Origin of the sequence: Nitrobacter hamburgensis X14 (assembly GCF_000013885.1) — a bacterium.
Classification (GTDB): Bacteria; Pseudomonadota; Alphaproteobacteria; order Rhizobiales; family Xanthobacteraceae; genus Nitrobacter; species Nitrobacter hamburgensis.
This window is the reverse complement of the sequence record NC_007964.1, coordinates 124,092-143,030: the sequence shown is the minus strand read 5'-3', so window position 1 is coordinate 143,030 and position 18,939 is coordinate 124,092. Positions and strand designations below refer to the sequence as shown.

The 18,939-nt window shown below is 61.4% G+C and carries 19 protein-coding genes; 6 read left to right on the top strand and 13 right to left on the bottom strand.

Annotation, left to right across the window (positions count from 1 at the left end; translation table 11 throughout):
• Positions 1-5 precede the first annotated feature (5 nt).
• From hisA to hisB, 4 genes are read right to left on the bottom strand one after another with little or no spacing between them, the layout of a single operon-like run.
• Complete coding sequence (gene hisA, locus NHAM_RS00625) at positions 6-755, bottom strand: 1-(5-phosphoribosyl)-5-[(5-phosphoribosylamino)methylideneamino]imidazole-4-carboxamide isomerase (protein ID WP_198136976.1); 750 nt, start codon at positions 753-755, stop codon at positions 6-8.
• Complete coding sequence (gene hisH / locus NHAM_RS00620; protein WP_011508732.1) at positions 743-1,393, bottom strand: imidazole glycerol phosphate synthase subunit HisH; 651 nt, start codon at positions 1,391-1,393, stop codon at positions 743-745. Before hisH ends, hisA begins: the two co-directional genes overlap by 13 nt.
• Complete coding sequence (locus tag NHAM_RS00615; protein WP_011508731.1) at positions 1,390-1,905, bottom strand: DUF2628 domain-containing protein; 516 nt, start codon at positions 1,903-1,905, stop codon at positions 1,390-1,392. Before NHAM_RS00615 ends, hisH begins: the two co-directional genes overlap by 4 nt.
• A 26-nt stretch (positions 1,906-1,931) precedes the next feature.
• Positions 1,932-2,525, bottom strand: a complete 594-nt coding sequence (gene hisB / locus NHAM_RS00610; RefSeq protein WP_011508730.1) for an imidazoleglycerol-phosphate dehydratase HisB — start codon at positions 2,523-2,525, stop codon at positions 1,932-1,934.
• Between the two features lie 268 nt (positions 2,526-2,793).
• Here hisB and hslV point away from each other — a divergent pair, with 268 nt between their 5' ends.
• The gene (gene hslV, locus NHAM_RS00605; RefSeq protein ID WP_011508729.1) at positions 2,794-3,348 is read left to right on the top strand and encodes an ATP-dependent protease subunit HslV; all 555 of its coding nucleotides are present in this window, start codon (positions 2,794-2,796) and stop codon (positions 3,346-3,348) included.
• Positions 3,349-3,430: 82 nt separating this feature from the next.
• A complete protein-coding gene (gene hslU / locus NHAM_RS00600; RefSeq protein ID WP_011508728.1) occupies positions 3,431-4,732 on the top strand; it encodes an ATP-dependent protease ATPase subunit HslU in 1,302 nt (433 codons plus the stop codon).
• 115 nt (positions 4,733-4,847) lie between these two features.
• On the opposite strand, the gene NHAM_RS00595 is transcribed toward hslU, so the two are convergent.
• Genes NHAM_RS00595 through NHAM_RS00585 form a run of 3 tightly spaced genes read right to left on the bottom strand, consistent with a single transcriptional unit; the run spans position 4,848 to position 7,652 of the window.
• Complete coding sequence (locus NHAM_RS00595) at positions 4,848-5,438, bottom strand: Smr/MutS family protein (protein ID WP_011508727.1); 591 nt, start codon at positions 5,436-5,438, stop codon at positions 4,848-4,850.
• On the bottom strand, positions 5,435-7,024 hold the full coding sequence (gene mltA, locus NHAM_RS00590) for a murein transglycosylase A (RefSeq protein WP_081434924.1): 1,590 nt from the start codon (positions 7,022-7,024) through the stop codon (positions 5,435-5,437). The genes NHAM_RS00595 and mltA overlap by 4 nt, the downstream gene beginning before the upstream one ends.
• Positions 6,948-7,652: a Tim44/TimA family putative adaptor protein gene (locus NHAM_RS00585; protein ID WP_011508725.1), complete on the bottom strand. Its 705-nt coding sequence runs from the start codon at positions 7,650-7,652 to the stop codon at positions 6,948-6,950. Before NHAM_RS00585 ends, mltA begins: the two co-directional genes overlap by 77 nt.
• 452 nt (positions 7,653-8,104) lie before the next feature.
• On the opposite strand from NHAM_RS00585, the gene secB reads away from it, so the two are divergent.
• On the top strand, positions 8,105-8,584 hold the full coding sequence (gene secB / locus NHAM_RS00580; protein ID WP_011508724.1) for a protein-export chaperone SecB: 480 nt from the start codon (positions 8,105-8,107) through the stop codon (positions 8,582-8,584).
• Between the two features lie 99 nt (positions 8,585-8,683).
• On the opposite strand, the gene dnaQ is transcribed toward secB, so the two are convergent.
• The 4 genes from dnaQ to NHAM_RS00560 are packed head-to-tail and all read right to left on the bottom strand — an operon-like array spanning position 8,684 to position 11,502.
• Positions 8,684-9,403 carry a DNA polymerase III subunit epsilon gene (dnaQ, locus tag NHAM_RS00575; protein WP_011508723.1) on the bottom strand — a complete coding sequence of 240 codons (720 nt, stop codon included), beginning with the start codon at positions 9,401-9,403 and terminating at the stop codon, positions 8,684-8,686.
• A gap of 22 nt (positions 9,404-9,425) precedes the next feature.
• Positions 9,426-10,025 (bottom strand): dephospho-CoA kinase, encoded by a 600-nt coding sequence (gene coaE / locus NHAM_RS00570; protein ID WP_011508722.1) that lies wholly within the window; start codon positions 10,023-10,025, stop codon positions 9,426-9,428.
• 16 nt (positions 10,026-10,041) lie between these two features.
• Positions 10,042-10,650, bottom strand: coding sequence for a Maf family protein (locus tag NHAM_RS00565; protein ID WP_011508721.1), 609 nt, complete (start codon positions 10,648-10,650; stop codon positions 10,042-10,044).
• Positions 10,651-10,659: 9 nt separating this feature from the next.
• Complete coding sequence (locus tag NHAM_RS00560; protein ID WP_011508720.1) at positions 10,660-11,502, bottom strand: pyruvate, water dikinase regulatory protein; 843 nt, start codon at positions 11,500-11,502, stop codon at positions 10,660-10,662.
• Between the two features lie 462 nt (positions 11,503-11,964).
• On the opposite strand from NHAM_RS00560, the gene hemJ reads away from it, so the two are divergent.
• On the top strand, positions 11,965-12,384 hold the full coding sequence (gene hemJ / locus NHAM_RS00555) for a protoporphyrinogen oxidase HemJ (RefSeq protein ID WP_011508719.1): 420 nt from the start codon (positions 11,965-11,967) through the stop codon (positions 12,382-12,384).
• Positions 12,385-12,586: 202 nt separating this feature from the next.
• On the opposite strand, the gene NHAM_RS00550 is transcribed toward hemJ, so the two are convergent.
• On the bottom strand, positions 12,587-13,810 hold the full coding sequence (locus NHAM_RS00550; protein ID WP_011508718.1) for an IS256-like element ISNha9 family transposase: 1,224 nt from the start codon (positions 13,808-13,810) through the stop codon (positions 12,587-12,589).
• Between the two features lie 278 nt (positions 13,811-14,088).
• Here NHAM_RS00550 and NHAM_RS00545 point away from each other — a divergent pair, with 278 nt between their 5' ends.
• Positions 14,089-15,120 carry an IS110 family transposase gene (locus NHAM_RS00545; protein ID WP_011508717.1) on the top strand — a complete coding sequence of 344 codons (1,032 nt, stop codon included), beginning with the start codon at positions 14,089-14,091 and terminating at the stop codon, positions 15,118-15,120.
• Positions 15,121-15,431: 311 nt separating this feature from the next.
• Positions 15,432-16,697, top strand: coding sequence for a transcription termination factor Rho (gene rho / locus NHAM_RS00540; RefSeq protein ID WP_011508716.1), 1,266 nt, complete (start codon positions 15,432-15,434; stop codon positions 16,695-16,697).
• 192 nt (positions 16,698-16,889) lie between these two features.
• Here the strand turns inward: rho and NHAM_RS00535 are convergent, their stop codons facing one another.
• The gene (locus NHAM_RS00535; RefSeq protein WP_011508715.1) at positions 16,890-18,938 is read right to left on the bottom strand and encodes a thioredoxin domain-containing protein; all 2,049 of its coding nucleotides are present in this window, start codon (positions 18,936-18,938) and stop codon (positions 16,890-16,892) included.
• Position 18,939 lies beyond the last annotated feature (1 nt).

Below are 18,939 nucleotides of genomic sequence, written 5' to 3'. Positions count from 1 at the left end.
TACCCTCAGGCCGCCGCGCGCGCGGCGCGGATCAGCGCCAGCGCCTCGGCCGGATCGAGCCGGCCGTCATAGAGCGCCCGTCCGGCAATGGCGCCCGCCAGCTTCTTCGCGCGCGGCGCGAGCAGCGCCTTCACATCCGCGATGGAGGCGAAGCCGCCGGACGCAATCACCGGAATTGAAATGCTGTCGGCGAGCGCGATAGTGGCGTCGAGGTTGAGCCCCTTCAGCAAGCCGTCGCGGGCGATATCGGTGAAGATGATCGCCGCGATGCCGGCGTCCTCGAACCGTCGCGCGATGTCGAGCGCGGTCACTTCCGACGTCTCGGCCCAGCCCTCGACCGCAACCTTGCCGTCACGCGCATCGAGACCGACCGCCACGCGCCCCGGAAACGCCTTGGCCGCTTCCTTGACCAGAACAGGATCGCGCACCGCCGCCGTGCCGATGATGACGCGCGTGATGCCTTTCTTGAGCCACGCCTCGACGGTCTTCAGGTCTCGAATGCCGCCGCCAAGCTGTACCGGCATGGCGACGTTTTTCAGCATCCGCTCCACCGCGTCCGCATTCACCGGCCTGCCGGCGAACGCCCCGTCAAGATCGACCACGTGGAGATATTCGAAGCCTTGCGACGCGAAGGCGCGCGCCTGTTCCGCGGGATCGAAATTGAACACCGTCGCGCGCGCCATGTCGCCCTGCTCGAGGCGAACGCACTGACCGTCCTTGAGGTCGATGGCGGGGAAAAGAATCACGGCTTCCACTTCAGGAAATTGGCGATCAGCGCCAGCCCGAACCGCTGACTCTTCTCGGGGTGGAACTGGGTGCCGATCGCGGTGTCCTTGCCGACGATCGCCGTCACCGGACCACCGTAGTCGGCCCGCGCGAGCACATCGCTCTCGTTGGCGGCGTTCAACTGATAGGAATGCACGAAATAGGCGTGACGGCCTTTCGGTCCCAACGGGAGACCCTCAAGCACCGGATGCTCCCGCACCGGATCGAGCGTATTCCAGCCCATATGCGGAATCTTCAGGCTCTCGTCGCGCGGCGAAATTTTTTCGACATCGCCCGCGATCCAGCCGAGCCCATCGGTCGTGACATGCTCCTTGCCCCGCGTCGCCATGAGCTGCATCCCGACGCAAATGCCCAAAAACGGGCGCGCCTTGTCGCGTACAACCTCCGTCAGGGCCTGGACCATGCCATCGAGCGCATCGAGGCCCCTGCGGCAATCGGCGAACGCGCCGACGCCGGGCAGCACCACGCGATCGGCCCGGAATACCACGTCGGGATCGCGGGTCACGACGATCTTTTCCATACCTTCCATGCCGCGCGCCGCGCACTCAAACGCCTTCGCGGCCGAATGAAGATTGCCGGAGCCATAGTCGATGATCGCAGCACTCACCGCGGAAACCCGGGTTGCGGGAACAGGCCGACAATGTCGCTCCGCGGCGTTGACGGCTGGCCCGGCCCGTTACGGGTCGGCGGCGGGGCGCCGCGATCGACGGTTGACGGGTCGAAGTTCACACCTCGCGTCATCGTCCAGCGATCGAAAAAACGCCGCTCGGCGGCCTCTTCGTCATCCGCGACCACGACATCGAACTGACGCCACTTGCCCCGCGACAACGTCCAGCGCCGCAAGCTCGCCGCTTCCAGTCCCATCAGGACCGCAATCAGCAACATGACGATGGATCGCATGCCGGAGCCGGCGTGCAGCAGCGTCAGCACGACTTCCAGCGCGATCGACAGGACCATGTATCCCGCGAACGCCAGCCAAAGCCGTTGATAAAGCAGCCACACCGGACCGAACACAAAGGCCCAAAACGAAAAGCCATCGCGAACGAACACGAATTTATCCGTGGTGCCGCGCACGTCCGTCCCGTCGACCGGTGGCGCATGGACTGTATAGACCGACATTGCACTCTCCGCCGACAACAGGACGGTCAGCCGCCGAGCTGACCCTTTGTTGATGGCACTTCGCCCGCAGCGCGCGGATCGATCGCCACCGCCGCACGAAGCGCCCGCGCCAGACCCTTGAAGCAGGATTCGGCGATATGATGGCTGTTCTCGCCATATAGGGTCTCAACGTGCAAAGTCACGCCCGCATTGACCGCAAAGGCATTGAACCATTCCCGCACCAGCTCCGTGTCGAATTCACCTATCTTGTCGCGTGGGAACTCGACCTTGAACACGAGCATCGGGCGCCCCGAAATGTCGATCACGACACGGGACAGCGTCTCGTCCATGGGCATATGGGCGCAGGCATAGCGGGTGATGCCGGCCATCGTGCCGAGCGCCTGCTTCACCGCCTGGCCCAGCGCGATACCGACATCTTCCGTGGTGTGGTGATAATCGACGTGGAGGTCGCCGTCGGCCTTGACCATGATGTCGATACGCGAATGGCGGGCAAGCAGATCCAGCATGTGGTCAAAAAAGCCGATGCCGGTCGCAACGCTGGACACACCGGAGCCATCGAGATTTACCGCGACCTCGATGTCGGTTTCCTTGGTTTTGCGCTTGATGGTCGCCGTGCGCATGAAAAAGGGCTCTCCACGTCGCGCATGATCCGCCAAAGTGTGAGCGGTTGGCGATAAGATCATGCGCCATTTAACGATCCGGAGCGCAGCCTGACCGCGCCCGGTAAAACCAGGCTCTTTTAACAGGCTCACGCCTCCTTCGCTACTGCGGGATGATGCACTTTGGCGATGTTCTTCGGACTATGGTGGCCGGAATCCGCGTAAATCGAACGCCGATTGCAACGCCGCGCCGCAACGCCTAAATCTGGCGGATCATGAAGGGGTTCAGATGCAAGCATCACAGCCGGAGGTGTGGCACGGCACCACGATCCTGACCGTCCGCAAGGGCGGCAAGGTCGTTATTGGCGGAGACGGCCAGGTCTCGATCGGACAGACCGTCATCAAATCCAACGCGAAGAAGGTCCGGAAGCTCGGAAAAGGCGACGTGATCGGCGGGTTCGCCGGCGCCACCGCCGATGCCTTCACCCTGTTCGAACGGCTGGAGAGCAAACTCGAGCAGTACCCCGGCCAGCTCACCCGCGCCGCGGTCGAACTCGCCAAGGACTGGCGCACCGACCGCTATCTGCGGCGGCTCGAAGCCATGATGCTCGTCGCAGACAAGGACGTGTCGCTGGTCCTGACCGGCACCGGGGACGTTCTGGAGCCGGAGGCCGGCGTGATGGCGATCGGCTCCGGCGGAAACTACGCGCTTTCCGCCGCGCGGGCGTTGATCGATTCCGACAAGGATGCGGAAACGATTGTCCGCCGCTCACTCGATATCGCCGCCGACATCTGCGTTTATACCAACCGAAACCTGACGATCGAGACGTTGTCCACGGATTGAGCGATGCCGGACTGTGCATTCCGCTCGCACGCGAACGACCCGATTGCTTGTTCCCACCACGATTCAACCTATCTTCGAGATCATGACGCACTTCTCCCCTCGCGAAATCGTTTCCGAACTCGACCGTTTCATCGTCGGCCAGACCGACGCCAAGCGCGCCGTCTCCATCGCCTTGCGCAATCGCTGGCGGCGCCAGCAGTTGACCGGATCGATGCGCGAGGAGGTGCTGCCGAAGAACATCCTGATGATCGGCCCGACCGGCGTCGGCAAGACGGAGATCGCGCGACGGCTGGCAAAGCTTGCCAACGCGCCCTTCATCAAGGTTGAGGCCACGAAGTTCACCGAAGTGGGATACGTCGGACGCGACGTCGAACAGATCGTCCGCGATCTGGTGGAGGTCGCGATCGGCCAGACCCGCGAGCGCAAGCGCAAGGACGTACAGGCGCGCGCGCAGCTTGCCGCGGAGGAGCGCGTTCTCGATGCCCTGGTCGGCGCCAATGCGAGCGCCGCAACGCGCGATTCCTTTCGCAGGAAGCTGCGGGCCGGCGACCTCAACGACAAGGAAATCGAGATCGAGACGCAATCGTCCGGCGGCGCACCGATGTTCGAGATTCCGGGCATGCCCGGAGCGCAGGTCGGCGCGATCTCGATCGGCGATATTTTCGGCAAGATGGGCGGTCGGACCAAGACCCGCCGGCTGACCGTTGTCGACTCCTATGAAATCCTGGTCAACGAGGAATCCGACAAGCTGCTCGACAGCGATCAGCTCACGCAGGAAGCGATCGCGGCCGTCGAGAACAACGGCATCGTGTTTCTCGACGAGATCGACAAGATCTGCGTGCGTGACGGCCGCAGCGGCGGCGACGTGTCGCGCGAAGGCGTGCAGCGCGACCTGCTGCCGCTGATCGAGGGAACGACGGTCTCCACCAAACACGGTGCGGTGAAAACAGACCATATCCTGTTCATCGCGTCAGGGGCGTTTCACATTGCCAAGCCGTCGGATCTGCTGCCCGAATTGCAGGGCCGGCTGCCGATCCGCGTCGAACTGGACGCTCTGACGCGCAACGACATGCGGCGCATCCTGACCGAACCCGAGGCCTCCCTCATCAAGCAGTACGTCGCATTGATGCAGACCGAGGGCGTCACGCTCGACATCACCGACGATGCCATCGATGCGCTGGCGGATATCGCGGTCGCGGTGAACTCGACGGTCGAGAACATCGGTGCGCGACGGTTACAGACCGTCATGGAACGCGTGCTCGACGACATTTCATTCTCGGCCCCCGATCGCAACGGCGAAACGGTTCGTATCGACGCCGGATATGTCCAGAAGCATATCGGCGACCTCGCCAAGAACGCTGACCTGAGCCGGTTTATTCTTTGAGAGCGCAGCTGAGCACCTGGAGCATGATCCCGAAGTGGAAACCGGTTTTCGGATAAGATCATGCTCAAACAAAAGGATAAGGTTAGAGTCTGATTCAACGCAGGTGAAACAGACTCTAACGGCGCCGCCGCACACGCACATAAAGCGCGCCTTCGCCGCCGTGGCCGATATGGGCCTGTTCGAATCCCACCACGAGCGTGCGAAACTCGGGAAGCCCGAGCCATTCCGGGACCTGCTGGCGCAGGATGCCGCGGCTGGGGTCGAGACCAGCCGCCCGGCCCTTGCCGGTGATGACGAGGACAAACCGCAGGCCGTCGCCGCTGGCGCGCAGCAGAAAGTTGTGCAGCGCCCGATGGGCGCGGGCCTGCGTCATGCCGTGCAGATCGATCCGCGCCTCGATATCCTGTTTGCCACGTGACAATCGCGCGCGCTCGCGCCGGCTGAGCAGCGTCAATGGCGGCGGTACCGGTCTTGAAGGTTTGAGGTTCGCTGGCGCGACTGCAACGGCTTTCGCTGCCGCTTCGCGGGCCGGGTCGGGCGCGCCGGACAAAGCCCCTTCCAGCGACGTCCAGAGCCGGGCCGTTTTCCGCAGCGGCTTTGCTTGTTTCGCGACGCTTTCCCATAATTCGCGCTCTTCGCCGGTCAACGCACGCCGACGCCGCGACGGCGCTGGCAGATCCGATATTCGAGGGGGCAACCGTTTCATCGTGGGTTACGACGTCGCTCATGACGATGGTGGCGGCGATGATAGTGACGTCGCGCTTGATGGGGACCGGGCATCACTTCGGGCCGAACTGCCGGGAGCGGAACGGCTTCTGGCGGCGCAGCTTTCGCCGCGGACACGAGAGCAGCCCTGGCCGGCTGGCCCGCCGGGACGACCGCGGACGGTGCAGACTGCTGTGGGGCGACCTTGGGATCGTCCGGCTTCTGGTTCTTCTTCTGCGGAAACAGTTTTGCGATCCTTGCCGACGGCCGGGTTTCCGGAAGCGGCATGGTTCTGCCGCGGGCGACGGGATCGAGGCTGTTCGGAACCAGCATCACGAACTGCATATTGTGCCGCAGGCGGCCCGACACGCGCCCCGCTTCCGGACCTGCGCCGAAGTAAAGGTCCGCGCGGGCCGGACCAAGAATCGCCGAGCCGGTATCCTGCGCGATCATCAGTCGATGGAACGGCGTTTTCGCCTGCTCGGATTCGATCGGCAATTCGCCTTCGATGAAGAATGGCGTGCCGTAGACATGTAGCGATTTATCGACCGCGATCGACCGGCCCGGCGCCAGCGGCACGCCCTGTGCACCGACCGCCTCGTCGTTGTCCGAAAGCTTCACCTCGCGGAAGAAGACATATGACCGGTTCTGGCGGCGCAGCTCGATAGCGCCATCCGGGTTCTCATTCATCCACTGCCTGATGCGTTGCATCGACATCTGATCTTTCGGGACGATGTTGCGCTCGATCAGGATACGACCGACCGCGGTATAGGGATATCCGTTATAGGAATCGTAGTTGATGCGTATGGTCGAGCCATCCTCGAGCCGAACTCGCGCGGAGCCTTGGATTTGCGTGAAGAGCAGATCGGTCTGGCTCTTGAGCCAGCAGATTTCGAGGCCGCGGCCCGCGATCGCGCCATCCTCGATTTCAGCGCGATCATAGTAGGGCACCAGCTTTCGGCGGCCGATCTTGCGATACACCGGCCCGCTGTTCGGCAGGCTCGGTGCGCCCTGCGTGAACCCCCGGACGAAAAGATTCGAGGGACGCCGATAAACCGGCACGGTGTAGGTATCCGTCCTGGTGCGCGATCCGTCGATGATCGGCTCGTAATAGCCGGTGACAAAGCCGTCGGTTTCGCCGAGACGTGAAATTCGCACCGCCCGGAAACGGGTTTCGAAGAAGGCGCGGGCTTTGGCATCGTCCGATATAGCCGCCATCTTCGCGACGCGGCACGGCTCTCGCAATGATGTGCCGAGCGCCTTCTGGCCGACGGCCGAGATCCGTCGTGCGGTGACCGCACGGCAGCTCGCGCGAAAAGCCTTGAATGCATCAAGATGATTGTCGTCGTTCCAGCCGGCGATCTCGGCCCATGAGACCGGTATATATTGGCCGCCCGCGATCTCGAGCGGCCAGGCCGGACGATGACGGGTGTCATGAGCTTCGACCGCGACAGGCACAAGCGCGGCGGCCACGCAAAATCCGACGGCGCACCTTTTCAACCGATAAAGGTCAGTCGGTGCTGCCGGTGCCAACCAGTTTCCAGTTCGGATCGCGCGAAGGGATATCGCGGGCAAACGTCCAAACATCGGTGATATCGGAAATCTTCTCAGGATTTCCGTCGACGATTGCTCCGGTCTTGTCGCGGGTCATCGAAATCATCTGCGAAATGAAACGAACGGTCAATTGCTCCGCACTATCCCTCAATTCCGCACCGATCAACTCGACCTTGTCGATTGAGACAAATCGCGTTTCCGTTTTCTGTTCGAGTTTCTCCCGATCCTTGATGGCGGCATCAAAGCTTTCATAGACGTCCGACGACAGAAGATCCTTCAAAGTCCGGCGATCCCCGTTGGCGAATGCCAGTACGATCATCTCATAGGCACTACGTGCGCCGCTGATGAAATGCTTCGGATCGAAGGACGAATCATGAGCCGCAATGGCATCGAGTCCGAGGGCGAGGGGCGTGCCGGGCTCGGCCAGATTTTTCCAGCGATCGGGGGTGGACGCCGCATCGGCCGTGGGCGCCGACGACGCCTGATCGATCACGGGACCTGCCATCGGGACAACGTTCTTGTCCTGCGTACCATGCAGGACTTCCCGCGTAGCACGGTCGTAAGGCGGACGCTCACTTCCTGTGCGCTGTCCTAGGACGCTGCGCAGACGCAGGAAGATAAAAACCGCCAGCGCCAGGAAAATGATGGTGTAAATATCCACGTCGTCTTCACTTTCTGATCGGTCTGGATCTCGTCCAGCGTGGGCCACAGGTTCGCGTCAGACAGCCCTGTTCCTGTAGAGGTAGGTACGAAACCCGGTCCAGCCAAGGGCGCCTGGCTCGACGAACGGGATCAAGGAGCGGTCTCATTGACTGCCAGCTTCGGCAAATAATAGCGCGTTTCCGATCAAAGGGGAAATTCAGATTGCAGGGAGAAAACGCGTTCCCCTCAACAGTTTGAGCCACTGGGCAGCGCAAAAGGCGGCGGTTTCCGAATATCCGAGGCTACGCGAGACCGCGGCGCCGGCCGAGGGACCCGAGACTGCCCGGCGCGTCCGCCGTCCTTGTGGACAGCGGCAGGCTTATGATAGCCACTCGCCCCGACGCGGCACTTTGCCCCCTCGAGCAGGCGCATCATCACAGGCCTCGCTTGAACGTTCCAGGAGAGACATCCATGACCAACGGCAACGGCACACCTCCCGAGGGAGCCCCTTCACCCCAGCTGAATGTGCTGGCGCAGTACACCAAGGACCTCTCTTTCGAGAATCCCAATGCACCGTCTTCGCTCGCCCCTCAGCAGAAGCCGCCGTCGATCAGTGTTCAGATCAACGTTAACGCCAACAATGTGGCGCAGGACGAATTCGAAGTGACGCTTACGGTCGAGGGCAAGGCCGAACATAACGACAAGCTGATGTTTCGCTTCGAACTGGCCTATGCGGGCCTGTTCCGGATCGTCAACGTCCCGCAGGAAAACCTGCCCCCGCTGGTCATGATCGAGTGCCCGCGGCTTCTGTTCCCGTTCGCTCGCGAGATTATTGCGACGGCGGTTCGCGACGGCGGATTTCCACCACTGATGCTGGATCCGGTCGACTTCGTAGGCATGTTTCGGCAAAATATGGAACGGCAGGCTGCGGTGCAACAAAAGCCGAGCTAGAGCGTTTTCGCTTCTGATGGAATCAGAAGCGAGGCTCTATGATTTTGATTTGACGCGTTTTCTTCACGCGAACCGGTGCCCACTTCGCTCGAAAACGCTCTAATCTGAAACGGCCTGCTTCAAAGCCTCGGTCCCGGCGAATTCCTTCCAGATCGCCTTCTCGCCGAGCGTGGCGACAAAGTCCCGATGTGCGATGCGGTCGGCATCGGTCACGCGCGGCGCAAGAGGCACAGTTCGCTGACGTCTTGGCATATCCAGCGTCCCGCCGGTTCGACGGGACGCGGTTTCCGCCAGGATCAGTTGCGGCTGCCGCGCACCGATCAGATCGATATAGACTTCCGCAAGCAGTTCGGCGTCGAGCAACGCGCCGTGTTTGGTGCGGCGGGAGTTGTCAATGGCATAGCGCGAGCAGAGATCGTCAAGCCGGTTCGACACGCCTGGGTGCTTCCGCCGCGCCAGCAGGAGCGTATCCACCAACCGGTCGCGTCCGATCGTCCGCATTTTGAGGCGATCGAGTTCCGCATTGATGAAGCTGATATCGAAAGATGCATTGTGGATCACCAGCGGCGCGTCACCAATAAATTCCAGAAAATCATCCACGATATGCGTAAATAGCGGTTTCTCGGCAAGGAACTCACTCGACAGGCCGTGCACCGCAAACGCTTCCTGCGGCATATCGCGTTCCGGATTGATGTAGCGGTGAAATGTCTGCCCCGTCGGCATGCGATTGAAGATTTCAACGCACCCGATCTCAACCACGCGATCGCCGCGCAGCGGGTCCAGTCCGGTGGTTTCAATATCGAGGACGATTTCGCGCATGGATTACCGCTGAACTTGAGAATCAGAGCCGTCGCCGCGGCATTTTAGCAGCCTCGGCCAGGATTTCCCTGATTCGCGCGCGCACGTGATCAAGACCGTGCGAGGTATCCACTACGAAATCCGCCCGCTTGCGCTTTTCAGCGTCCGGCAACTGCCGGGCCAGGATTGCGTCCAGCTTTTCGTCCGTCATGTTGCCCCGAGCCAGAATGCGCTCGCGTTGCACTTCCGGCGTCGTGGAAACGACGACGACCGCATCGACACGCTTTTCGCCGCCGGTTTCAAACAGCAGCGGCACGTCCACCACCGCCACCGCCGCGCCGGACTGCTCCGCCTGGTCGAGAAACGCCTGACGGTAGGCGTGTAACATCGGATGCACGATCTGCTCGAGTCGCTTCATCGCCGCGGCGTCGTGCACGACCTTTGCCGACAACTTTTCGCGGTCGACTTTGCCGTTGACAGTGGTTCCGGGAAACGCGGCCTCGATGGCCGGAGCCGCTTCTCCTTCATAAATTTTGTGAACGGTCGCGTCTGCATCGTAAACCGGAACCCCGGCTTCCGAAAAAAGCTCAGCGGTGGTCGATTTTCCCATTCCGATCGATCCGGTCAGCCCAAGCACCAGCATGTCCGAACTTCCGATATCACAGTGACAGCAACCCCTGACTGCGCAAAAAAGCAAGCAGCGGCAATAACGGCAAGCCAAGAATGGAAAAATGGTCGCCTTCGACCCGACTGAACAGATGGACGCCCAGGTTTTCAAGCTGATAGGCGCCGACGCTGGCCGTGACCTCATCTCCAGCCGCGTTCAGATAGGCCTCGATCGTGTCCTCGCTCAGTTCCCGCATCGTCATGCGGGCGACCGATACATATTCAAACAGCTGCCTGCCGTCGCGCACGATCGCGACAGCGGCGTGCAGCGCGTGAGTCCGGCCGGACAGCGCACGCAGATGTTCAGCCGCCCCCACGCGTCCGTCCGGTTTGTTGAACAGACGGCCATCGCATTCGAGCGTCTGATCCGCCCCGATGACGTAGCGGCCGGGCGAGCGCAACGAAACGTAACGAGCTTTTTCGCAAGCCAGGCGAACGGCGATCTCAGCGCCGGAGGTCAGGCCACAGCTCCGCTGAATCGCTCGCTCGTCGATCGCGGCCGGAATTGCCTCGAATGACAGGCCGGCATTGGCGAGCAAGGCCTGACGCACCCGGCTTTGCGATGCCAGGATCAGGGGTTTTGGTTCGCGCCAGACCGCCATCGCCGGTGCTTACTCAGGCTGCCGCTGCCGTTGCCGGTCGGCAAACAGCTTCATGATCGCCGCGGCGGTCTCCTCGATCGACCGGCGCGTCACGTCCAGTTGGACCCAGTCGTGCTTTGCGCTCAGACGGCGGGCATAGGTCACCTCATCGGCAACCGATTGACGATCAATATAGGTGTCATTGCCGGCCCTCGTCCCAATGCTCAACAGCCGGTTCTGGCGGACCTGAATGAGACGCTCGGGCGCGGCATGAAGGCTGACGACCAGGGGCGTCCTCAACGATTCGAGTTGACGCGGAATCGCGATGCCGGGCACCAGCGGCACGTTCGCGGTACGGATGCCGCGGTTGGCAAGGTAGATCGACGTTGGCGTTTTCGACGTGCGCGATACGCCGACCAGAACGACATCCGCCTCCTCCAGGCCTTCGACGTGCTGTCCGTCGTCATGCATCATGGTGTAGTTCAAGGCGTCGATGCGCCTGAAATAGTCCGCGTTCAGGGTGTGTTGCGCGCCGACGCGGCCGATCGTGGCAGCACCGAGATAGGCCTGAAACAACTGCATCACGGGGCCGATAATCGAAAGGCTGGGGCTGTTGATCTCCTGGCACTTGGCCTCGAGGCGCTCCACCAGATCCTTTTCCAGAAGCGTGAACAGAACGATTCCCGGTTCTTCCTCGATTTCCGCGAGAACGCGGTCGAGTTGCTTCTGGCTACGGACCAGCGGGTAGACGTGTTCGACTGGCGTGACATTAGCATATTGGGCGACCACCGCGCGCGACACTGTGATCAGCGTTTCGCCGGTCGAATCGGACACCAGATGAAGATGAAAATTGCTGCCGGTGATGGGCGCCATGACCCCTGTATACCCTGTGTATCGCTGTGGAGTTTGAGCCGCGATACCGCTGATCCCGCGAGGGCCTTGGGATAACCGGGATTTTTCTTCACAGGTCTCGCGAATGGAAAACTCCACCAAACGCCACCGATGATAATGAGGTCGTGTGGACTTGTCTCTTGATAATCATGTGCGAATGACAGGTAAGTATTTGAGGTAGCGATGGTCTTTGGATTTGTCGCTGAATGCCATGGACTCTCGGGCAATGTGAGCAAGCGTTTGAAAAAACGAGGACAGTATTGCGCCGGCGCAATTCACCGTCACTTAAACTCAAACTTAAGAATCTAAAAATTTACTTTAAGCAGAGAGTCGCTTGCGGATATCGCCCCGATCGGGTCTCTATCCATCACGAGGGCAACGCTGACGCGGGTCAGACGTTCCAGCAGATCGACGATGGCCGGAATACCCTGAGCGAGACGACCGATGTACGAATGGATCAAAGCGTTTCATGTGATTGCCGTCATTTCCTGGATGGCGGGGATGCTCTACCTGCCAAGGCTGTTCGTTTATCACTGCGATGCAGAGGTTGGCTCGAAGCAATCCGAGACGTTCAAGGTTATGGAACGGCGGCTCTTCAAGGCGATCATCAATCCCGCGATGATGGTGGCCTGGGGGCTCGGGCTTTATATGATGTGGGCGCACCATTGGTATTCGGTGGGCTGGTTTCAAGGAAAGCTGGCGCTCGTGATCCTGATGTCCGCCATTCACGGATATTTCGCCCGCCGCGTACGGGATTTCGCCGCCGACCGGAATGTGATGAGTCAAAGATTCTATCGTATTATCAATGAGGTAGTGACAGTACTGATGGTCGGTATCGTTATTCTGGTTATCGTCAAGCCTTAAGGCCGCGCAGGCCGGACGCCTTGATGACAGGTATCCGTTGTGGCCGTCGGCGAGCCGTTTGAGGGCGGCGGCGGCGCCAAGGAGACGACCAGTTCGCTCCTCCTTGCGCGAAGGCGGTCGATTTTCTATATTGCAGACATCCCACCCCAAGCAGGCGGATGGGGACTGTCAGGAATTTCGTGTGCGGGCGAGCGGTTGAACATTACGCCGCCATGGCTTTGATGAAGCGCTCGCCGAAGATGACGGCGAACTGGGCCTTGGCCATGGTCCACTCACGAGGCGGCATTTTCCACTCTTTCTCCGATCGGTTCAAGATCAGATAGAGCAGCTTGGTTGCCGCGTCGTCGCTGGGGAAGTGGCCTCTGGCCCTGACAGCCCGCCGGAGTTTCGAGTTCAGCGCTTCTATTGAGTTTGTTGTGTAGACGATCCGACGCACCTCGTCAGGGAAGGCAAAGAACGGGATGACCTCGCCCCAGGCGCGCCGCCAGCTCTGGCCGATGGCGGGGTAGCGCTGGCCCCAGGGGCCGGCCTCGAACGCCGCCAGCGCCTTTTCGGCAGCATCGGCATCGACGGCGCGGTAGATGTCCTTGAGCGCTGTCGCCAGCCCCTTGCGGTCTTTCCAGGACACGAAGTCCATGGAGTTGCGCAGCAGGTGGACGATGCACGTCTGGACGACCGCCTCCGGGAACACAGCGGTGATCGCATCGGGGAAGCCCTTCAGGCCATCAACGACGGCCAGCAGGATATCATCGACGCCGCGGTTCTTGAGCTCGTTCATCACCCGCAGCCAGAATTTGGCGCCTTCGTTCTGCTCGAGCCACAGGCCGAGCACCTCCTTGGCGCCGTCGGCGCGGACCCCCAGCGCGATGTGGATGGCCTTGTTGCGGACCATCCCTTCGTCGCGGATCTTGACCCGGATCGCATCGAAGAAGATCAGCGGATAAACCGGATCGAGTGGTCTTTGCTGCCAGGTGGCGACTTCGTCGAGAACGGCGTCCGTCACCGTTGAGATCAGGTCCGGCGACACCTCGATACCGTACAGATCGCGCAGGTGCCCGGTGATCTCCCGGGTGCTCATGCCGCGCGCATACATGGACACGATCTTGTCGTCGAAGCCGGGAAAACGGCGCTGATACTTGGCAATCAACTGCGGATCGAAACTCGACTGGCGATCGCGCGGTATGTCGATCTCCAGCTTGCCGGTCTCCGTCGTCACGGTCTTGCGGCCGTAGCCGTTACGCGTATTGCCAGCGTCTTCGCCGCTCGCCAGATGATGGTCCATCTCCGCGTTTAGCGCGCGCTCGGTCAGAGCCTTCTTGAGCGAATCCAGCAGGCCGCCCTGTTCGAAGGCTGCACTGGCTGCGCCTCCCGCCAGAAGCTGGTCGAGAAGATCATTTGGTATCGCAGGGTCTTTGCGTCGGGCCATAGTGGGAATCCTTTTTACCCATTATGCACGCCCGCACACGAAATTCCTGACAGTGTCGGCGGATGTGGTCGCATTCCGGTTTTCTTATTGAACCGGCCGCCACGTCAGGTTTGAAGCCTTTCCGCGCCTTCCTCGCTCGAGGTTTTTACGGTCAGGATCTGCGGACTTGCCTTCAGCCGTCCGCATCGTCATGATGGTGTGGAACGGCCCTTCGAAGCGGCACCGAAGGTGCTTATCGTGGTGATGCGAACCGCCACGAAACAAAAGGAACCGTTCCCATGGAGAAGATTATCACGATCGGCTTAGACTTGGCCAAGTCGGTATTTCAGGTCCACGGCATTGCCGACGACGGGAGTATCGTCGTCCGCCGAGCCTTGCGGCGATCGCAGGTGCTGGACTTCTTCCGCGCTATCGACCCGTGCCTTGTCGGGATCGAGGCGTGTGCAAGCTCGCACTACTGGGCGAATGCCATTGGGCAACTCGGGCATACGGTCAGGATGATGCCGCCGACCTACGTGAAGGCCTACGTCAAGCGAAGCAAGACCGACGCTGCTGATGCCGAGGCGATTTGCGAAGCAGTATCGCGGCCCACCATGCGCTTCGTGCCCATCAAGACCCCCGCCGAACAGGCAGCCTGCATGGTGCTGAGGACCCGTGAACTATTCGTCCGTCAGCGGAGCCAGACGGCGAATGCAATGCGTGCTCATATGGCTGAGCTCGGCATCATCGCCGCCGCGGGCATGACCAGTATCGCGAAGCTCATCCTGGTCCTGCGGGACGCAGAGGACACGCGTCTCCCAGTCGCGGCTCGGGCAGCGCTCCTCGAGATGGCCGAGCAAATCGAGATGCTGACGGCACGTATCGAGAAACTCGATACGAAGATCATCGCGACAGTGAAGGCAGATGAGACCGCCTGGCGACTGACCAGCATCCCAGGCGTCGGACCGATCATCGCCGCGACAGTCCGAGCCACAATTCAGGATCCCACGGTATTCAAAACGGGCCGCGATCTTGCTGCCTGGATCGGAATTACTCCGCGAGCTAACTCCAGCGGCGGCAAGGAGCGGCTTGGCCGAATATCAAAACAGGGAAATAAACAGTTGCGCACGCTGCTGATCGTTGGCGCGACATCGATCCTGAAGCAAGCTCGCAGAGGCGTAAAGCTGCCCTCGTGGATCATCTCGCTGATGGCACGGCGACCATATAAGGTCGTAGCCGTCGCGCTGGCCAACAAGATCGCCCGCACGATTTGGGCGCTTCTCGTCAAAGGCGGCACGTACCAAGCACCCGCGATCATGACGAGGGCATAGAACAAAAGGAATTCCGGCGTCTCGCGCTGGGATCAAGCGGCAAGGTGCCAAAGCATGATGAACCTGAGGGACGATACCTCGATGCCGACCAGACCGTCTGACGCACTGCGCCTTCGAGCGCGTGAATTTGATTAGGCGATCGGTATCGCGGATCTCATCGTGGCCAGCGGTTAAGGACCGCGCCAATTAGGCCGGACATATGACTGCACCGTCCGACGGCGATTTATGCGACGAATACCTTGCTAACCGGGCCGTTCCACATATGAACCTATCTGGCAATCCTCCTCAAGCACTCCACAGGACCATCCCAAATGCGGGAAATGAAACTTCAAGACCTCAAGGCCAAGACGCCAGCCGAACTCGTCTCGTTTGCGGAAGAGCTTGGGGTCGAAAATGCCAGCACCATGCGCAAGCAGGAGCTGATGTTTGCCATTCTCAAGCAGCTCGCCATCCAGGAAATCGATATCATCGGCGAAGGCGTCGTCGAGGTTCTCTCCGACGGCTTCGGATTCCTGCGCTCGCCGGACGCCAACTATCTGCCGGGTCCGGACGATATCTACGTTTCGCCATCGCAGATTCGCCGCTTCGGCCTACGAACCGGAGATACCATCGAAGGTCACATTCGCAGCCCCAAGGAAGGCGAGCGTTACTTCGCGCTGTTGAAGGTCAACACACTCAATTTCGAGGACCCCGAGAAGTCCAAGCACAAGGTCAATTTCGACAACCTGACGCCGCTGTTCCCCGATCAGCGGTTCCGGCTCGAGCTGGAGGACTCGACACGCAAGGATCTGTCGGCGCGCGTCATCGATATCGTTGCTCCAATCGGCAAGGGCCAGCGTGCGCTGATCGTGGCGCCGCCGCGCACCGGCAAGACCGTGCTGATGCAGAATATCGCGCACTCCATCACGGCCAATCATCCGGAGTGTTATCTGATCGTACTTCTGATCGACGAACGCCCGGAGGAAGTCACCGACATGCAGCGCTCGGTGAAGGGCGAGGTCGTGTCCTCGACTTTCGACGAGCCGGCCGTGCGCCATGTTCAGGTCGCCGAGATGGTGATCGAAAAGGCCAAGCGCCTGGTCGAGCACGGTCGCGACGTCGTTATCCTGCTGGATTCGATCACGCGTCTGGGCCGCGCTTACAACACCGTGGTGCCGTCCTCCGGCAAGGTGCTGACCGGCGGCGTCGATGCCAACGCCTTGCAGCGGCCGAAGCGTTTCTTCGGTGCCGCGCGCAATATCGAGGAAGGCGGGTCGCTGACCATCATCGCCACCGCGCTGGTCGATACCGGCAGCCGCATGGACGAAGTGATCTTCGAAGAGTTCAAGGGCACCGGCAATTCCGAGCTCATCCTCGACCGCAAGGTCTCCGACAAGCGCACCTTCCCGGCGATCGACATCTCGCGCTCGGGCACGCGCAAGGAAGAGCTCATCACCGATCCGCAACTGCTCAAGAAGATGTACGTGCTGCGCCGGATTCTCAATCCGATGGGCACGATGGATGCCATCGACTTCCTGCTCGACAAATTGCGCAACACCAAGAACAACGCGGAATTCTTCGAGTCGATGAACACCTGATTCTGCCGTTGTTTTTGTCGTCATGGCCGGGCATAGCCGTTCGAAGAACGGCGTCGCTTCGCTCGCCTATGGCCCCGGCCATCGACGTCTTTGACCAGGCGTGTCACTTTAAGACGTGGATGCCCGCGACGAGCGCGGGCATGACGCGTTTTTGACCACCGATGGTTATAGGTCCCTGCTTTCCGTCTGCTGCTATGCAGAGGTTCGCTGCATCACCAGATCGACAAGCGCCTGCGGCGTCGTTACCGGCAACGAGCAACTTTGATTGCGGCACACGAACGCTGCCGCGCCTTGCACGGAATCGGCCTTGGCGCGCGCCGGATGTTCGGCCGGCAGCGCATCGCCACGCGATACATGAAGCACGATGCTCGTGGCGTGCGGCAGCGCGCGCGCGGCGGCGAGCAGCGCTTCGGCTTGTGCACCCTCGCCGACCACGACGATTTCCGCACCGGTCAGACGGAGGTCGAGCGCACTCAGTAGCGCCAGATGGCCAAAGCCGTTCTCGGCCGCGCGGGACAGCAGCGCGCCGAACAGGGCGTCGATCCGGTCGCGCCACTTCGAATCGCCGGTCAGCGCCGCGAGGCGCACCAGGTTTTGCGCAATCAGTCCGTTATAGTTCGGGATGGCATCGTCGATTGTCGAGTGCGGCCGCACGATCAGCCCCTCCGCGTCGTCGGCCGTGAGATAATAGCCGCCGTGCTCGACGTCGGCGTAATGGGTGTCAAGGGTGGCCTGCCAGCGCAGCGCCTGCTCCAGATACGCGGTGTCGCCGGTCGCCTCACTCAACGCGAGCGCGGCGCGGACCATCGCGGCATAGTCGCAAGCCAGCGCCGGCACCAGCAGCCGGCCCTCGCGCCAGGAATGGCCGAGCCGGTCGCCGCGCGTCATTGTCTTCCGGATGAACTCGAAGGCCGTGCGGGCGGTTTCCAGCCAGTCCGGCAAGCCGAAGGCGCAGGCTCCGTGGACGAGTGCCGCGATCATCAAGCCGTTCCAGTCGGCGAGAACCTTGTCGTCGAGTCCCGGACGGACGCGGCCTGCGCGGCGCGCCAGCAGTTTCGCGCGCAGCGTCCGCATGTGGGCGCCGTCATCGCTGACGAGATCAGAACTCTTCAGACGATTGGGAATGTTGCGGCCTTCGAAATTGCCGTTTGCGGTGATGTCATATCGCGCGGCAAAATCGGCGGCGTCGGTAGCGCCGAGCACCTCTTCGATCTCGCTCAGCGACCAGACATAGAACTTGCCCTCCTTGCCTTCGGAGTCGGCGTCGAGTGAGGAGGCAAAGCCGCCCTCGCCCGTCAGCATTTCCCGGAGCAGCCAAGCGACGGTCTCGATCGCGCGTTCGCGGTACAGCGGGTTTTTGCTGCGCGCGTAGTCGAGCGCGAGCAGATCGAGAATCTGCGCGTTGTCGTAAAGCATCTTCTCGAAGTGCGGCACCAGCCATCTGTCGTCGACCGAATAGCGCGCGTAGCCGCCGCCGAGGTGATCGTAGATGCCGCCCTGGCTCATCTGCGTCAGGGTCAGCGTGGTAGCTGCGTAGAAACGGTCGCTTCCGGTGCGCGCGCCGGCGCGCCAGAGAAATTCCAGCACGGAGCATTGCGGAAACTTCGGCGCGCCGTGTAGGCCGCCGTTGACCGGATCGGTTGAACGCGCGATGGAGACGGCCGCGGTGTTGAGTTCGGCGACGCCGAGGTTCGCCGGACTTCCCACTTTAGCGCGCTCGGAGAGCCGTGCGATCACCGCATCGCGGTTCAGCGTGACCCTCTCGGGTTTGTCGTGAAAAACCCGCGCCACTGACTGCAACACATCGGTAAATGCCGGGCGGCCGAAGTCTGGCAGCTTCGGAAAATATGTGCCGCCCCAGAACGGCGATCCGTCGGGCGACAGGAACATCGTCAGCGGCCAGCCGCCCTGCTCGCCGAGAAGATGCAGCGCGTTCATGTAGATCTGATCGATATCCGGCCGCTCCTCGCGATCGACCTTGATACAGACGAACAGTTCGTTCATCACCGCGGCGACTTCGTCGTCCTCAAAGCTTTCGTGCGCCATGACATGGCACCAGTGACAGGCGGCGTAGCCGATTGACAGCAGGATCGGACGGTTGGTCCGCTGCGCCTCGGCGAGCGCCGCGGGTCCCCACGGCCACCAGTCGACGGGATTGTGCTGGTGCTGCAGCAGATAGGGGCTCGTTTCCGCAGCCAAGCGATTCGCGGGACGGCCCGAGCCTGTAGCGGCGTGATTCATA

Bases quoted from the DNA above. Each gene is read 5' to 3' on its own strand.
- NHAM_RS00615 (WP_011508731.1), bottom strand. From the start codon at position 1,905: ATGTCGGTCTATACAGTCCATGCGCCACCGGTCGACGGGACGGACGTG.
- hisB (WP_011508730.1), bottom strand. From the start codon at position 2,525: ATGCGCACGGCGACCATCAAGCGCAAAACCAAGGAAACCGACATCGAG.
- hslV (WP_011508729.1), top strand. From the start codon at position 2,794: ATGCAAGCATCACAGCCGGAGGTGTGGCACGGCACCACGATCCTGACC.
- hslU (WP_011508728.1), top strand. From the start codon at position 3,431: ATGACGCACTTCTCCCCTCGCGAAATCGTTTCCGAACTCGACCGTTTC.
- NHAM_RS00595 (WP_011508727.1), bottom strand. From the start codon at position 5,438: ATGAAACGGTTGCCCCCTCGAATATCGGATCTGCCAGCGCCGTCGCGG.
- mltA (WP_081434924.1), bottom strand. From the start codon at position 7,024: ATGTTTGGACGTTTGCCCGCGATATCCCTTCGCGCGATCCGAACTGGA.
- secB (WP_011508724.1), top strand. From the start codon at position 8,105: ATGACCAACGGCAACGGCACACCTCCCGAGGGAGCCCCTTCACCCCAG.
- dnaQ (WP_011508723.1), bottom strand. From the start codon at position 9,403: ATGCGCGAAATCGTCCTCGATATTGAAACCACCGGACTGGACCCGCTG.
- coaE (WP_011508722.1), bottom strand. From the start codon at position 10,025: ATGCTGGTGCTTGGGCTGACCGGATCGATCGGAATGGGAAAATCGACC.
- NHAM_RS00565 (WP_011508721.1), bottom strand. From the start codon at position 10,650: ATGGCGGTCTGGCGCGAACCAAAACCCCTGATCCTGGCATCGCAAAGC.
- NHAM_RS00560 (WP_011508720.1), bottom strand. From the start codon at position 11,502: ATGGCGCCCATCACCGGCAGCAATTTTCATCTTCATCTGGTGTCCGAT.
- hemJ (WP_011508719.1), top strand. From the start codon at position 11,965: ATGTACGAATGGATCAAAGCGTTTCATGTGATTGCCGTCATTTCCTGG.
- NHAM_RS00550 (WP_011508718.1), bottom strand. From the start codon at position 13,810: ATGGCCCGACGCAAAGACCCTGCGATACCAAATGATCTTCTCGACCAG.
- NHAM_RS00545 (WP_011508717.1), top strand. From the start codon at position 14,089: ATGGAGAAGATTATCACGATCGGCTTAGACTTGGCCAAGTCGGTATTT.
- rho (WP_011508716.1), top strand. From the start codon at position 15,432: ATGCGGGAAATGAAACTTCAAGACCTCAAGGCCAAGACGCCAGCCGAA.
- NHAM_RS00535 (WP_011508715.1), bottom strand. From the start codon at position 18,938: ATGAATCACGCCGCTACAGGCTCGGGCCGTCCCGCGAATCGCTTGGCT.